The organism is Pantoea folii (assembly GCF_056678875.1).
Map to the genome: position 1 here is coordinate 23941 of NZ_JBWXON010000015.1, position 15156 is coordinate 39096.

The 15156-nt window shown below is 55.4% G+C and carries 13 protein-coding genes; 7 read left to right on the plus strand and 6 right to left on the minus strand.

All coding sequences use genetic code 11. The annotated features are described in order from the left end of the window. The first annotated feature begins 98 nt into the window (after positions 1-98). Positions 99-1115 (plus strand): NADPH-dependent aldehyde reductase Ahr, encoded by a 1017-nt coding sequence (gene ahr, locus AC1MDE_RS17225; protein ID WP_034830227.1) that lies wholly within the window; start codon positions 99-101, stop codon positions 1113-1115. 256 nt (positions 1116-1371) lie between these two features. Continuing rightward, a complete protein-coding gene (ahr, locus tag AC1MDE_RS17230; protein ID WP_479403252.1) occupies positions 1372-2388 on the plus strand; it encodes an NADPH-dependent aldehyde reductase Ahr in 1017 nt (338 codons plus the stop codon). A 43-nt stretch (positions 2389-2431) separates the two neighbouring features. Here the strand turns inward: ahr (AC1MDE_RS17230) and AC1MDE_RS17235 are convergent, their stop codons facing one another. Both AC1MDE_RS17235 and AC1MDE_RS17240 read right to left on the minus strand, forming a co-directional pair. Further along, positions 2432-4189: a DUF2534 family protein gene (locus tag AC1MDE_RS17235; protein ID WP_480344888.1), complete on the minus strand. Its 1758-nt coding sequence runs from the start codon at positions 4187-4189 to the stop codon at positions 2432-2434. A 62-nt stretch (positions 4190-4251) separates the two neighbouring features. Then, a complete protein-coding gene (locus AC1MDE_RS17240) occupies positions 4252-4668 on the minus strand; it encodes a DUF2946 domain-containing protein (protein WP_479403312.1) in 417 nt (138 codons plus the stop codon). 186 nt (positions 4669-4854) lie between these two features. Between AC1MDE_RS17240 and AC1MDE_RS17245 the strand changes: the two genes are divergently transcribed. After that, complete coding sequence (locus AC1MDE_RS17245) at positions 4855-5796, plus strand: D-2-hydroxyacid dehydrogenase (RefSeq protein WP_479403250.1); 942 nt, start codon at positions 4855-4857, stop codon at positions 5794-5796. A 4-nt stretch (positions 5797-5800) separates the two neighbouring features. Here the strand turns inward: AC1MDE_RS17245 and glsB are convergent, their stop codons facing one another. Continuing rightward, complete coding sequence (gene glsB / locus AC1MDE_RS17250; protein WP_058962017.1) at positions 5801-6727, minus strand: glutaminase B; 927 nt, start codon at positions 6725-6727, stop codon at positions 5801-5803. A gap of 264 nt (positions 6728-6991) precedes the next feature. On the opposite strand from glsB, the gene AC1MDE_RS17255 reads away from it, so the two are divergent. Further along, complete coding sequence (locus tag AC1MDE_RS17255; protein ID WP_058961994.1) at positions 6992-7339, plus strand: cupin domain-containing protein; 348 nt, start codon at positions 6992-6994, stop codon at positions 7337-7339. A 100-nt stretch (positions 7340-7439) separates the two neighbouring features. Further along, complete coding sequence (gene clcA, locus AC1MDE_RS17260) at positions 7440-8843, plus strand: H(+)/Cl(-) exchange transporter ClcA (protein WP_480344889.1); 1404 nt, start codon at positions 7440-7442, stop codon at positions 8841-8843. Here clcA and AC1MDE_RS17265 read toward each other — a convergent pair. Next, complete coding sequence (locus AC1MDE_RS17265; RefSeq protein WP_153012340.1) at positions 8840-10036, minus strand: L-talarate/galactarate dehydratase; 1197 nt, start codon at positions 10034-10036, stop codon at positions 8840-8842. The two genes, clcA and AC1MDE_RS17265, sit on opposite strands and share 4 nt — an antisense overlap. A gap of 199 nt (positions 10037-10235) precedes the next feature. Here AC1MDE_RS17265 and AC1MDE_RS17270 point away from each other — a divergent pair, with 199 nt between their 5' ends. Together AC1MDE_RS17270 and AC1MDE_RS17275 are read left to right on the plus strand one after the other, a co-directional pair. After that, a complete protein-coding gene (locus AC1MDE_RS17270; protein WP_480344890.1) occupies positions 10236-11249 on the plus strand; it encodes a LacI family DNA-binding transcriptional regulator in 1014 nt (337 codons plus the stop codon). Between the two features lie 93 nt (positions 11250-11342). After that, on the plus strand, positions 11343-11807 hold the full coding sequence (locus tag AC1MDE_RS17275; RefSeq protein ID WP_479401821.1) for a heme-degrading domain-containing protein: 465 nt from the start codon (positions 11343-11345) through the stop codon (positions 11805-11807). A gap of 252 nt (positions 11808-12059) precedes the next feature. Here the strand turns inward: AC1MDE_RS17275 and AC1MDE_RS17280 are convergent, their stop codons facing one another. Next, positions 12060-13373, minus strand: coding sequence for a c-type cytochrome (locus AC1MDE_RS17280; protein WP_479400361.1), 1314 nt, complete (start codon positions 13371-13373; stop codon positions 12060-12062). Positions 13374-13375: 2 nt separating this feature from the next. Then, entirely contained in the window at positions 13376-15145 is a 1770-nt protein-coding gene (locus AC1MDE_RS17285; protein WP_480344891.1) for a GMC family oxidoreductase, read from the minus strand. Positions 15146-15156: the final 11 nt, after the last annotated feature.

Below are 15156 nucleotides of genomic sequence, written 5' to 3' on the forward strand. Positions count from 1 at the left end.
TTTCTGACGAATCGCGGATAATCGTTTGATTTATCGTCATAATCCTGGCGTACGCTCTGCTAAACTAGAGCGTCAAAACGCTGAAACAGAGGACAGTAATGAAAATCAAAAGTTATGCCGCGATGAACGCAGGCGAAGCGCTGGTGCCTTTTGAGTATGAGGCCGGTCCGCTGGCAGCTGAAGAGGTACAGGTTGAGGTCGATTACTGTGGCGTTTGCCACTCTGACCTGTCGATGATTGATAACGAGTGGGGCATCTCAGCCTTCCCGGTGATCGCGGGCCATGAAGTGATTGGCCGCATCAGTGCGTTAGGTGAAGCCGCACAGAATAAAGGGCTGAAAGTTGGTCAGCGCGTGGGAATCGGCTGGACAGCGAAAAGTTGCCAGCACTGTAATGCCTGCATCAACGGCGAGCAGGTTAACTGCGAAAACGGTTCAGTGCCCACCATCATGAACAAAGGCGGCTTCGCCAGCCATCTGCGTGCTGACTGGCAATGGGTAATCCCGCTGCCAGAGTCAATGGATATTACCACTGCCGGCCCACTGCTGTGCGGCGGTATCACCGTGTTCAAACCGCTGCTGATGCACAACATCAATGCCACCAGTCGTGTGGGCGTGATCGGCATCGGTGGCCTTGGCCACATGGCTATCAAACTGTTGCGTGCGATGGGTGCGGAAGTGACTGCGTTCAGCTCCAACGCCAGTAAAACGGAATCTATCCTGGCGATGGGTGCGGATCGCGTGGTGAACAGCCGTGATCCGCAAGCATTGAACGCGCTGGCAGGCCAGTTTGATCTGATCATCAGCACCGTTGCGGTTGATTTGGACTGGCAACCGTACTTCCAGGCGCTGGCACCGCACGGTAAATTCCACACCGTGGGTGCCGTGATGAAGCCCTTTGAAGTTCCGGCTTTCAGCCTGATCATGGGTGACCGTGCCGTGACAGGATCATCCACCGGTTCTCCGGGCCAGTTGCGTTCGTTAATGAAACTGGCATCGCGTGCTGACGTTGCGCCAACGGTAGAAGCGTTCCCGATGTCGAAAATCAACGACGCGCTGGATCATGTCCGCGCCGGTAAAGCGAATTACCGCGTAGTGCTGAAAGCGGATTTCTAACATGGTGATAGGGTCGGCAGCCATGCCCTTGCAACTTCAATGTCAGATGAGGGTCCGACTTTACGTTGCAGTGCAGCCATGCCGACATTGAGTCTTGCGGTGCGCATCGTGCGCACCGATTCATCGCCCCTCCATTCTTAAGCTGCATCGTCCTTCCAAACAGCATTCCCCTTACTAATAACCTGATTATTCAGCATTATATTGCTCATCACTTTGCTACTCTGATGCTCTATCGAGCAAAACTCCGAGGACAGCGATGAAGATTTCCAGCTATGCCGCTCTGCAAGCGGGTGAGGCGTTAGTGCCTTATGAATATGATGCCGGCCCGCTGGCAGCGGAAGACGTACAGGTTGAAGTCGATTACTGCGGCGTGTGCCATTCCGACTTGTCGATGATCGATAACGAGTGGGGCGGTTCACGTTATCCGTTGATTGCCGGACATGAAGTGATTGGTCGCGTGGCGGCGCTGGGAGAGGCGGCGCAAAACAAAGGGCTCAGCATCGGGCAACGCGTCGGTATCGGCTGGACGGCAAAAAGCTGCCATCACTGTGATGCCTGCATCGCAGGCGATCAGGTGAACTGCGAAAATGGCAAAGTCTCCACCATCAATAACCACGGCGGTTTTGCCAGCCATCTGCGCGCCAACTGGCAATGGGTGATCCCGTTGCCTGAGACGCTGGATCTGGCATCTGCAGGTCCGTTGCTGTGTGGTGGCATCACCGTGTTCAAACCGCTGCTGATGCACAACATCAATGCCACCAGTCGTGTGGGCGTGATTGGAATTGGTGGACTAGGGCACATGGCGATTAAGCTGCTGCGTGCGATGGGCGCGGAAGTCACTGCTTTCAGTTCCCACGCCAGCAAAACCGATTCGATTCTGGCGATGGGTGCCAATCGGGTGGTAAACAGCCGCGATGCGGAAGCCCTGAATGCATTAACTGGTCAGTTTGATCTGATCATCAGCACCGTTGCCGTGGATTTAGACTGGAAGCCCTACTACCAGGCACTGGCGCGACAAGGCAAGTTCCACACGGTGGGCGCGGTGATGAAGCCGTTTGAGGTTCCGGCGTTCAGTTTGATTGTTGGCGATCGTGCGCTAACCGGATCTTCAACCGGTTCTCCCGCTCAGTTACGTACCTTGCTCAAGTTAGCCGCCCGCGTGGATATCGCTCCACAGGTGGAGGAATTTCCGATGTCGCAGGTCAATGCCGCGTTAGAACATGTGAGAGCGGGAAAAGCCCATTATCGCGTGGTACTCAAAGCGGATTTTTAAGTCTCGCTGACGAGATGAGGTGCGCATCCTTGCGCACCAACCCTTATTTACCTTGTGGATCGCTTTCGCCCAGGAAGAAATACCACAACGGAATCGACATCAGTGCGGTGAACACTGCGCTGTATAAGGCAATCATCAACCCCTGCGTGATGTACATCGTTAATGACCAGTGGCTAAACGGGATACCGTATTGATCGATCACTCCGCCAATAATCGCATTGCTCATCACCGAAACGACAATCACCGCCAGAATGCAAACGCCGCGCAGGAAGTTACGCATCTCCTTGCGCTTCACCGTAAAGCGAGCGCGAATAATGCCAAGCGGAGACTGCTGCGACGCCAGAATCTCCGCTTCGGTCATCGGAACACGTTGCTGTTTACGCCAGCGCAAAACGTCAATCAGCAGAAATGCCAGCAAACTCACCCCCATCACCGGCAGCGCATAACCCAGCGCCAACGCCACCATCAGGCAGGTGCCTTTAATGTAGTGCGGTATAGCAAGCCAGGTCTCCGTCAACGTTTTCGCCGGGCTGGCTTCCGCCTGTTGCGGACGGCGAGCCCACCACATGCGATAACCCAGCACGATCATCGTGCATAAACCGAGTCCAAAGAACGCCAGCAACAGTTGGTTAGGCAAGCCAAACAGCACGCCCATATGCGCATCCACGCCCCAGCGCGTCAGTTTTGCCACCAGTGGGAACTGGGCGAAATAGACGTGATCAACAATCGTGAAGTCTTGCGGATTCACGGAAACCGCATCAACCCGTGTCGGCCAGCTTCGATCGATTTCGGTTACTGCCCATGCTTTGTCCGCGCTTTTCGGCTGACGTAACTCCAGCTTACTGGCGCTCAATCCATCCTGACGGGCGGCGCTGAGTACGCGATCCCAGTCACTGTCCGGCTGGTTGTTGGGCATCGGCTTCGCGGGCTGCGCAACCGGTTTTGCCATTGATGACATCGACATACTGGACATGTCCATATTCGGCATATCCATATCAGGCATGCCTGGCATGCTGTGATGGTCAGCATGAGGATCGGCGGGCGCCGTATCGCCACTAAGTGAGGTGTTGACCTGTGGTGTCAGCCAGTTCAACTCCGTACGCCAGCGGTCAATATTATTACCCGCCCACTGCGACCAGGTTAAACCGGTGGCGGAGAAGAATACCAATCCCAGCACCAGCGTCAGACCCAGCGTGATATGCCAGTGACGGCTAAAGGCGAATCCCTGGTGCGCGGCTTTCAGCTTACGTTTCGGGCGCGTGCCCAGCCACAGCACCACGCCGCCCAGTGCGGCCACCCACAACCAGGACGCCGCGAGCTCGCTGTAGTTGCGGCCAAAATCACCCAACAGCAGACTGCTGTGCAGCAGATCAAGCGTGGTACGCAACGGCAGTACACCGCTGGTGCCGTACACCGTCATATCGCCTTTAACTTTCAGGCTATAAGGATCGATAAACACCGCGCGAGACTGCGAAGCACCCAGTGAGGCATCGCTGAACTGTACGCGAGTGGTATCCGTTGCGCCTGGCGCAGGCCGCACAGCGTAAATGTGCTGTTTCTCACCTGCGTAGGCGCGTGCCGCGCTGATTTGCGCAGACAGTGGCTGAGCAGGGCCATTGGGTTGTGCCGTTAACGCATCGGAGTAGATGACGTTTTCCAGTTGTGGCGTCAGCACATAGAGCGTGCCGCTGAGTGCCGCGACAAAAATAAAGGGCGCGACAAACAGGCCAATATAAAAATGTAAGCGACGAAGTAGATTAAGCACCGCACCACGCGGTGCTGCAGAGTGAGCAGCAGACAAAGCCGTCTTCCTTCCGGTTAGAGAATGCCGTGACGCAAAAAGGAGCGTCGTTAATGATGTTATCAGCAGGAGAGAACAGCAGGCGGCGCGCGCGGACGGTGTGTCGGGCTAAAGCGTCGGATCACCGGAGCTTGCAGAGGCGGCAGCGGTGGGGCGCGAGAAATCACCATCATCAGCCAGATGAACGGGATGAACACCCACATCATCAACGGCACATGCACCAGCAAGTCACAGTAGCCGCAGGCGAATTCACCGTCTTCCATCATGTGATGGTCCATGCCCGGCATCGCCATATCCATCATCATTTCGTGATGATGTATCGACATTTCAGACGTCATGCCGTGGGATGGCATATCCATCATGCGGCTTTGCCGTTCCATCAACGACTTCGATACGATCGGCGCGACAAACAGCAGCAGCACCGCCAGGATGGCGATACAGGCAGTCAGGCGCTGGCGAAGTTGATGTGAAAAGGTCATGGCGGCGACGAAATGATTCAACAAATGAGGCCGAAGTGTAACGCCATTGCCGCAGAAGGGTTACAGAAACTCAGGCTAATTTAGAAAAAATTCGCACCTTTTGAAAAAAGTCACTTTACGCGCCGTATTTGTTAACCTAAATGCAACCTGATGAGAACAGTGCGGAAACATGTAAACGGAGAAGCGATGAAAATAGTGATGCTGGATGGTGATACGCTGCCTACACCGCCGACACGCCCGGAGTGGTGTACGGAATGGGATTTTCGTGGAACAACGGCACAGCACGACATTATTTCTGCCTTAAAGGGCGCGCAGATTGCCATCACCAACAAAGTGCCGCTGCGCGCGGAAACACTGAAACAGTTGCCGGATCTGCGCTACATCTGTGTCGCGGCAACGGGTTACGACTGTATCGATTTGGATGCATGTCGTGAACGCGGCATTATGGTCAGTAATGTGCCCGGCTACTCCACGCGAAGCGTCTCCGAAGGCGTGATTGCCGCCTTATTCGCCCTGCGCCGCCATCTGGTGGATTACGCCAACAGCACGCGCGCGGCCTGGCCTGCATCGTCGCATTTTTGTGTGCATCGCCAGCCGATTCAGGACATTTACGGTGCGACCTTAGGGATTGTCGGCAAAGGCGACATCGGCAGCGCGGTGGGTGCGATGGCAGAAGCGCTCAGCATGACGGTACTCTACGCGGACCGCAAAGGCAGTTCAGCGCCGCGCGCTGGTTATGTTCCGTTTGAAGAGGTGCTGGCGCGTAGTGATGTGTTGAGCTTGCATTGCCCGCTGACGCCGCAAACTCAGCAGTTAATCGATTTGCAGGCGCTGGCGCAGATGAAGCCGTCAGCCTGGCTAATCAACACTGCACGCGGTGGACTGATCAATGAAACGGAACTGGCCCACGCGCTGCGTCAGGGTGTGATTGCCGGTGCAGCGCTGGATGTGCTCAGCAGTGAACCACCGGCAGCCGATCATCCGCTGTTGCAACCGGAAATTCCTAACCTGCTGCTGACACCACACATCGCCTGGGCCAGCCAGCAGGGAGTGAACAATCTGTTGCGGGGTATTGAAGCTAATCTCGAGGGATTTGCTCAGGGCAATCCAACGCATGTGGTGAGCTAAGCGCTTAAAAAATCGAGCGGCCCAGTCGCTCGGTGAGTTTCTCCAGCAGCGCGGTGCCCGCCAGAGAGTTACCGGAGTGATCCAGCGCCGGCGACCATACCGCGATACACATCTCACCGGGGATGACCGCGACAATGCCGCCACCTACGCCCGACTTCGCGGGCATTCCCACACGCCAGGCGAACTCGCCAGCACCGTCATACATGCCGCTGGTCATCATCAGCGCATTGACCTGGCGTGCCTGACGCGGTGAGATCACGGCCCACTCATCATGCTGACTGCGTCCCTGGTTAGCGAGATAGAGAAAGGTGCGCGCCAGCTCTTCACAGCTCATGGAGAGTGAGCAGTAGTGGAAATAGGTTTCCATCACTTTGCTGACATCATTGTGGAAATTGCCAAATGATTTCATCAGCCAGGCAATCGCGGCATTGCGAGCCGAATGCTCGTATTCAGAGCGCGCAACCACACGGTCATAGTTGATGTCGCTTTGCTGAGCCAGGCGGCGCACAATCTCCAGCATGCGCTGGCGCGGGGCAGTTAAACGACTCTCCAGCAAGTCACACATCACCAGCGCACCAGCGTTAATGAAGGGATTGCGGGGTTTGCCCTGTTCCAGCTCCAACTGCACCAGCGAGTTAAACGCCTGACCGGAGGGTTCCTTACCCACACGCTGCCAGATCTCGGCATCGTCATACAGCGTCAACGCGACCGTGAGTGATAGCACTTTGGAGATCGACTGAATGGAAAAACGCGTGGAAGCATCGCCAGCCTGAAAGCGCTGACCATCGGGTGTGACAATGGCGATGCCGAGCTGATCGGCATCGACACCGGCCAATGCGGGAATGTAGTCCGCCACCTTGCCCTGTCGCGTTAAAGGACGGACTTCAGCGACAATTTCTTCCAGCAATCCATTCGTGAGTTCTGACACCAGATGGCTCCAATTTTCTTGTTTTTCCGTTTCAAATACGTTTGCGGATTGTTTCATAGCGCGTATCTGCAGTCATGAAGCCGCTATCAGCTGCGCAATCAAGAGAATGGCAATCGAAGTGCGGTAGTAGAGACCGCATGATCTTCACGGCCAGGATCATGGTGATTTGCCCCTAATTCGTCAACGGGCGACGTAAAATTCTGTGAGCCTTCCGGGTGAAGCCTGCGTTACAGTGCATAAATCCAGCAAAAACATCGGGCTCACATTATGTTGACCAATCTGTTGCGTGATTTTCCGTCAGCGGCTCAAACCGGCAGCGCTGAAACCTTCGAAGCACTGCTATCACAACCCAATCTCCTGATTGAACGTATCGTTTCAACCGGGCAAGCCAGTCCGCCCGATTTTTGGTACAGCCAGACGCAAGGTGAATGGGTGATGATTTTACAGGGCTCGGCTGGATTGCAGTTGGAAGGCGAAAGCGAAGCGCGCACACTGTTACCCGGCGATTTCATCGATATTCCTGCAGGCTGCCGCCATCGCGTTTGCTGGACGGATAGCCAGGGCCCTACGGTATGGCTGGCGGTGCATTACGGAGAGCTGCCCAGCCAACCGTAAAATTCTGTTGCCAATGATTGCGTTACGCGATCGCCTGAGTTAGCTATGCTGACGGTTTTTCGTCGCGGGAGATGCGGCGCTGATGTAATTGAGGATCTGCATGTCTGTTTCGCAAAATGCCACTCAGCCTGAGAATACGATGCGCGCCGGGCGCTTTATGCTGCTGCAAAAGCTGCTGCGCCGCGATAAAACACCCGTGGCTTTATTGCTGCTCGCCGCACTGGTCGGTGTGCTTACCGGTTTGGTCGGCGTGGCCTTTGACCGCGCGGTGAATTTCATCCTGCATTCGCGCCTGAACTGGCTGGAAAACGCTGCCACTCATCCCCTTTTTAAGGTCCTGTGTGCTTTTCTGGTTTCCGCTGTATTGGGGGCCATTGGTTATTATCTGGTGCGGCGATTCGCGCCGGAAGCGGGTGGTTCAGGCATTCCCGAAATCGAAGGGGCGCTGGAAGAGCTGCGTCCGGTGCGCTGGTGGCGCGTGCTGCCGGTGAAGTTTCTTGGCGGTATGGGAGCGCTGGGCTCAGGCATGGTGTTGGGGCGCGAAGGCCCAACCGTGCAGATCGGCGGCAATATTGGCGGTATGTGTCTGGATCTGTTCCGCGTTAAGTCGTCTGAATCCCGGCATACCTTGATCGCCACCGGGGCAGCGGCGGGGTTATCGGCGGCTTTCAATGCGCCGCTGGCAGGCATCCTGTTTATTATCGAAGAGATGCGTCCGCAGTTTCGCTACAGCCTGATTTCAATCAAAGCGGTGTTTGTCGGCGTGATCGTTTCCAGCATCGTATTTCGTTTGTGTAATGGGAATGAAGCCATCATCAACATCGGCCAGTTGCGCGATGCGCCTACCAACACGCTTTGGCTCTATTTGTTGCTCGGCATCCTGTTTGGCGGCTGCGGTGTGGCGTTTAACCGCCTGATATTTCTCGCGCAGGATCAGTTTCAACGATTACATCAAGGCCGCACTGCCGCCTGGGTAATGTGGGGCAGCCTGCTGGCGGGATTGTGTGGTGTGCTTGGCCTGTTTCTGCCTGCTGCGGTGAGCGGCGGAATTACACTGATTCCCGATTTCTCTGCGGGAAGTTACAGCGCGCTGGCCTTGTTCGGCCTGTTCGCCCTGCGGACGTTAGTGACAATTTGCTGCTTCTCTTCAGGCGCGCCGGGCGGGATCTTTGCGCCGATGCTCACCCTGGGCACCTTGCTGGGTACCTGTTTCGGTCAACTGTGTATTCACTGGTTCCCCGGTTATCAACTGGAGGCCGCGACCTTTGCCGTGGCTGGCATGGGCGCACTGTTTGCCGCTTCGGTGCGCGCGCCTTTAACCGGCATCGTGCTGGTGTTGGAAATGACCAACAACTACCAGTTGATTCTGCCGATGATCATCACCTGCCTGGGTGCAACCCTTGCTGCACAGTTCTTTGGCGGCAAACCGCTGTACTCTTCGATTCTGGCGCGCACGCTGGCTAAGGCTCAGCTCAGCGGTCACGCCAGTGCAAAGACACACTAAGGACGTTTACCCACGCTGTGTGTCAGCGTGGTCCAGCGGCGCGCCTGTTCGCTAAGACTGAAGCCGAGGCCGTGACGATCGGAGATCAACATGCGGCCGTCACGCAGTTCTAACTGCTCATTGAACAACGGGTTGAGCCATTCAAAATGCTCCAGCCAGGGTTCGATGGGATAGGCGGCGGCGAGATGAATGTGAATCTCCATCGCGAAATGTGGTGCCAGTTTACGTCCGTGGCGCGCCGCTAAATCCATTATCTGCAGGAATGGCGTAATACCGCCGACGCGCGGCGCATCCGGCTGCACAAAGTCGCTGGCGTTGCCAAGAATGAGCTGCTCATGTTCACGGAAACTGGTGAGCATCTCACCGGTGGCAATCGGCGTGTCCAGCGCGGCAGTCAGTGCGGCGTGACCTTCTACGTCGTAGGCATCCAGCGGTTCTTCAATCCACACCAGATTGAACTGCTCCATCTTACGTCCCATGCGAATCGCTGTTTCGCGATCCCACTGCTGGTTCGCGTCCACCATGAGCGGGAAATCATCGCCCAGCGTCTGACGCACCGCGGTGAGGCGACGCAAGTCTTCAGCAGTGTTAGGTTGGCCGACTTTGAGTTTGATGCCGCCAATGCCATTTTCACGCGAGATCGCCACATTCTTGATCACCTGATCAAGCGGCGTATGCAGGAATCCGCCCGAAGTGTTGTAGCACTGCACGGAATCACGATGCGCGCCGAGCAGCTTCGCCAGGGGTAATTGGGCGCGCCGCGCTTTCATATCCCACAGCGCAATATCAAACGGTGAAATCGCCTGCACCGCCATGCCGCTGCGGCCCACCGACGCGCCTGCCCACAGCAGTTTGGTGTAAATCTTGTCGATGTCATTGGGATCTTCACCAATCAGCGCATCGGCAATTTCACAAGCATGGGCGTAAATGCCCTGGCCGCCCGCGCGTTTGGAATAGCTAAAACCAATGCCCTGGAAACCGTCACGCGTTTCGATCTCCGCCACGATGATCGCCACTTCTGTCAGCGGTTTCTGGCGTCCGGTCAGCACTTTGGCATCGCTCACCGGCGTCGCCAACGGCAAAAACGCCAACGATAAATTCACCCAAGCGATGCGATCACCGCTCTCAGCAGCGTTCCCGGCTCCGGTTGTTTTGGCATAGCTTACGGCACTGGAATTCACACTCGACATGATGTTCCCCTTTAAATGATTGCGCTAACATTTTGAATCGGAGAAGACTATGCGCCAATAACGTTGAGCTTTAATGCAGAGAAGATCACAGAATGGACAATTCGGGGATTTAAATGATAGCCCTAACATTCTCAGCGTTTTGCGCTGGCTTTGATAGGGCGGCCTGCTATGCTAGCGCTATCTGCTTCTACCCTGAGCCGCCATGAAACTACGCAACCCCGAGCGCAATGCTGCCCCTACGCTGGAAGATGTCGCCCGCGTCGCGGGAATATCGCCGATGACGGTGAGTCGTGCGCTCAATTCCCCGCATCTGGTTCGAGCGGCGACTGTCGCCAAAGTCAAAGCGGCAATCAGCGCCACCGGCTACATTCCCAACGCGCAAGCGGGCAGTCTGGCGAGCAATCGTAGTCGACTGATTGCCGTTGTGGTGCCGCAAATCAATAACAACATGTTCGTGGACACCATTCAGAGCCTGAATGACAGCCTGAGTGCGCAGGGCTATCACATGCTGTTGTGTGTCACTGGTTATGAAGCGGAAACAGAAGCGGAAACCGTAGCCACGCTGTTGTCTCGCCGCCCGGATGGCATCGTGCTCACCGGAATTCATCACAGCGTGCAGCTGAAAAAAGTGTTGTTACAAGCCAATGTCCCGGTAGTCGAAATCTGGGATATGACGCCCACCCCTATCGATATGCTGGTGGGTTTTTCTCATGAGAAAATCGGCGCGCGCGTTGCCGCTTACCTTGCCGAGCGCGGTTATCAAAAGCCGGGTCTGATATGGACAGATGACCGCCGCGCATTGCAGCGTAAACAGGGCTTGCTGGATGCGTTAACGTCATTGGATATAGAACCACTGGCTGATGTGCCCGTTCAACTCCCGGCGCTAATGGCACGCGGTCGCGAAGCCAGTTCACAATTGCTGGAGCAACATCCAGATGTCGATGTGCTGGTGTGCAGTTCAGACACGCTGGCGCAGGGCGCATTGATGGCGGCGCAGGCGCGTGGTTTAAGCATTCCGCAGCAGCTGGCGGTGATTGGTTTTGGCGACCTGGATTTCGCAGCGGCAAATTATCCGGCGATTTCGACGGTCCGCATTGACCGACACCGCATGGGTGAACTTGCTGCAGAGCAATTGTTAAAGCGCCTGCAACATCAGACGGTGGAAAATCTGATTATTGATATGGGGTTTACCATGGTGTCGCGTGATTCAGGTTGACCCCAACTGAACTGCGATCTTCATCACATGCGAAAAATATATTCCATGTTATAAAAAGTGGAAAATAAATTTCATTTTGAGAGGATCCTATCAATGTCAGTACTGCCTTCATTAGAAACCCTGCTACAGCAGGAAGCTGAGCACCGTTTACCGCAGTTTGATTTCGATTTGGCCTGGCAAATTGGTCAAGGCATTCAACAGCGTGGCCGCGAAATGAATGCGCCAATTGGTATCGAAGTTTATGCTTTTGGGCAGGTGCTGTTTCTGGCGGCGTTACCCGGTTCCGCGCCTGAAAATCTGGAGTGGATGCGCCGTAAACGCAACACGGTGCTGTTGACCGGCCACTCTTCGATGTACGTAGGGTTCGCTAATGAGCAGAAGGGCGAACGTATGGCGCAGCAGCGCAACATTCGTCAGGAAGATTACACCGATCACGGTGGCTCCTTCCCGCTGCTCAGCCCGCAGGGCGCGATCATTGGTGCAGTCAGCATCAGTGGCTTACCTTCTGAAGACGATCATGCTTTAGCGCTGTGGGGAATCAACCAACTGCTGCGCTAATTCCGGCGCAATGAGACGTCATCGAGCACAAAACTGGAAAGCCGGTTTAGCGAAAATGTTAATGGTTGTTGGATGAGGGGAGTGATACAGAGCGGCCTGTTTTTTAAATTCCGGTGAATGCTTACGACTGCTCATTGTTGAACCCCCTACTCGTTGGCATGGTGTCCAATTTTCGGAATTCACTTCAGAGATTGCGCCGCTATTCTTTGCACAGAAAGGAATAGCGGCGCGTTGATGACTGACGAGAAGCCGTTATTTCGCTGCCGGTACTTTCAGCTTATCTCCCGCATCCGTGGCTTTGCGCAGCGTGGCAACATCGCTGGCTTTCACCTCGGCAGCCTCGTTGCCCCATGAATTGCGCACGTAGTTGAGCACATCTGCCATCTCTTGATCGTTCAATTTCCATGAGAAGGCAGGCATGCCGGCAGACGTTGGGCGTCCTTCGGTGTGCGGCGCTCGCGCCCCATCCAACAGCGCATGGATCATATTGGTGGGATCATTCTGCATCGCGGTGTTACCCGCAAAAGCCGGCACCATACCCGTGATACCTTCTCCCGACAAGCCATGGCAGGCTGAGCAGTCCACCTCATAGCGCAGTGCCGCCTGATCGTGTTTCGTCTTATCCATCACAAATGCAGTTGGCTTAGCCTTTGCAGAAGCGGGCAGGCTGCGCAAATAGGTGGCAATGGCTTTCAGGTCCTGATCATTGAAATATTGCGTTGAGTGCTCAACCGCTTCTGCCATCGGACCGGCCGCAACACTCTCCCCGTTGGAGCCGGTTTTCAGGTATTCCGCGATCTGCTCATCGCTCCATTTTCCGATGCCAGCATGAGGATTCGGCGAGATATCAGGTGCATACCATGTCCCTAAGTTGCCACCTTGCAGATACTGGCTGCTGATCTCTCCTCCTAACGCATTACGTGCGGTGTGGCACACACTACAGTGCGCGGGGCCGTCAACGATGTACTTACCACGGTTCCAGGCATCATTCTGCGCACTCTGAGGCTTGAACGCACTGTTATCGAAGAACAACAGGTTCCAACCCGCCATCGCCAGACGAATGTTATACGGGAAGTTCATGCCTGCGTTTTCGTCGATGGCATTTTTCACTGGCTTCTGCACAGAGAAATAGGCCCAGAGATCGTGCATGTCGGCATCGCTCATCTGCGTATAAGCGGTGTAAGGCATCGCAGGATAAAGGAAGCCGTGTTCGCCGCGTCCCTGACGGACCGCATTAAAGAAATCGTGCTCTGTCATGTTGCCGATGCCGGTTTCACGATCGGGTGAAATGTTGGAGGTTTGCAGTGCACCAAATGGGGTGTCGATCTTGTAGCCGCCGGAAAAGTCCGCCTTGTGGCACGCCGCGCAATCCGCCAGGCGCATCACATATTCGCCACGTTTAATGGCATCTGCATCACTGCTGTGGAAATCGGCTAACCTGACCTTATCATTAGCCACATTTGAACGTGAGCTGTCCATCACCACCCACATTCTGCCGGTCACGCCAATGACGGCGACCACGGCCAACGCCGCGAGGGTATAGGTAATTTTCTTTGCCTTCGCCATGATTATGCTCCCACCAGCGGTGCCGGATTATTGATGTACTTCTGGTGGATAGCTTGCGCCGCACGCACCGCCAACGCACCCACGGTGACTGTTGGGTTGTAGCCGCCATTGTTGGGGAAGGCCGAGGCACCGACCACAAACAAATTATGCGCATCCCAGCTTTGCAAGTAAGTGTTGAGCGCGGAAGTACTCGGATCGGCACCCATGACTGCGCCGCCAATGGTGTGCGAGCTGTGCTGCATGTAAGGGTTCCAGCTTTTCTCGGCTTGGTTATCGACCACAATGTGCTGACCGCCGACTTCTTTCATGATGTTGATCGCGCGATCGGTAACAAATTTCGCCATACGCTGATCATTTTGGTTCCAGTCGAATGTCAGGCGGAGGAGGGGTTGGCCGTGGCGGTCTTTATAGTTGGGATCGAGATCGAGGTAAGCTTCACGCATTGGCATCGACGTGCCCTGACAGAAGATGGTGCCCGCCGTTTGGTAATCACGCGCATAACCGGCCTTCCATTCGCTTCCCCAGCGTTTGGTGCCGGGACGCAGGCCGTTCATGTTTTGAATCGGACGGCCATTGGTGGAGAAGCCCATAATCCCCGCGCCACCAATAAAATCGAGGTCGCTATGATCGAAGTTGTCACCGTTAAAATCATCGATCTGCACGGCTAAAGCACCGCCGCCGATAAACGGGTTCATGTATTCGTTATCAAAGAAACCGGTCACGCTTGAACACGTCTGATAGTTGTAGTTGCGACCAATGGTGCCACGGCCGGTGAGCGGATCGTATTTCTCACCGACGCCGGAGAGCAGCATCAGGCGCACGTTATCCATCTGGTAAGCGGTGAAGCAGACGACATCGGCAGGCTGGAAACCTTCCACGCCATCCTGAGTGACAAATTTCACGCCTTTCACGGTTTTGCCATCTTCATGCTTCACGGCATGCAGGACTTCTGTATCCGTCAGCAAGGTGAAGTTTGGACGGCGCATCAACACCGGTAAAATACAGGCCTGTGGCGACGATTTGGAGAGGTTACCGCAGCCGTGGAAATCGCAGAAACCGCAATAGGTGCATGGCCCCATGCTAACGCCTAATGGGTTAACATAAGCTTGAGACAGGTTGCCAGCGGGTACCGTGAAGGGGTGATAACCCATGTTCTCGGTGGTCTTGCGATATTTGCTCATCCAATGGGTATCTTTGAGCGGTGGCGTTGGGTAATCCCGTTTGCGTGCGCCCTCAAAGACGTTGCCGCCCGTGCGTTTTTCACCGTTCAGATTTCCGGCGTAGCCCGAGGTGCCAGCGATGCGCTCGAAGCGATCGTAGAAAGGTTCCATTTCGTCATAGGTCACGCCCCAGTCCTGCAACTGTAAGCCAGCCATCTTTTTCGCGCCGTAACGCTCACGCGTCTGTGTCGCGACTTCAAAATCCCACGGTGTGAAGCGCCAGGACATGCCTGCCCAGTGCGTGCCTGCTCCGCCCACGTTCCAGCCAAACTGATACGCGGACCAGTTGCGCACCGGTGCGGCAAGTTGGTCGCTGCGGTTGCGGAACGTGGTGGTTTCGACACTCATCGGCTGTAAAATTTTGCGGCGCGTGTGGAAACGCAGTTCATCGGCATCAATCGCCACTGGGAAATCGGTAGAAGTGTCTCGCCACGCGCCACGTTCGATACCGACCACATTTAGCCCGGCGCGGGTTAACTCTTCCGCCATCACCGAACCGGCCCAACCCATACCAACGATCACCACGTCAGCCTTATTTCTCTCTAATGACATTGACTCAGCTC

Coding starts and splice junctions, on each gene's coding strand:
- AC1MDE_RS17280 (WP_479400361.1), bottom strand. CDS start 13,373: ATGGCGAAGGCAAAGAAAATTACCTATACCCTCGCGGCGTTGGCCGTG.
- AC1MDE_RS17245 (WP_479403250.1), top strand. CDS start 4,855: ATGAAAATAGTGATGCTGGATGGTGATACGCTGCCTACACCGCCGACA.
- AC1MDE_RS17240 (WP_479403312.1), bottom strand. CDS start 4,668: ATGACCTTTTCACATCAACTTCGCCAGCGCCTGACTGCCTGTATCGCC.
- ahr (WP_034830227.1), top strand. CDS start 99: ATGAAAATCAAAAGTTATGCCGCGATGAACGCAGGCGAAGCGCTGGTG.
- AC1MDE_RS17285 (WP_480344891.1), bottom strand. CDS start 15,145: ATGTCATTAGAGAGAAATAAGGCTGACGTGGTGATCGTTGGTATGGGT.
- ahr (WP_479403252.1), top strand. CDS start 1,372: ATGAAGATTTCCAGCTATGCCGCTCTGCAAGCGGGTGAGGCGTTAGTG.
- AC1MDE_RS17275 (WP_479401821.1), top strand. CDS start 11,343: ATGTCAGTACTGCCTTCATTAGAAACCCTGCTACAGCAGGAAGCTGAG.
- AC1MDE_RS17270 (WP_480344890.1), top strand. CDS start 10,236: ATGAAACTACGCAACCCCGAGCGCAATGCTGCCCCTACGCTGGAAGAT.
- AC1MDE_RS17255 (WP_058961994.1), top strand. CDS start 6,992: ATGTTGACCAATCTGTTGCGTGATTTTCCGTCAGCGGCTCAAACCGGC.
- clcA (WP_480344889.1), top strand. CDS start 7,440: ATGTCTGTTTCGCAAAATGCCACTCAGCCTGAGAATACGATGCGCGCC.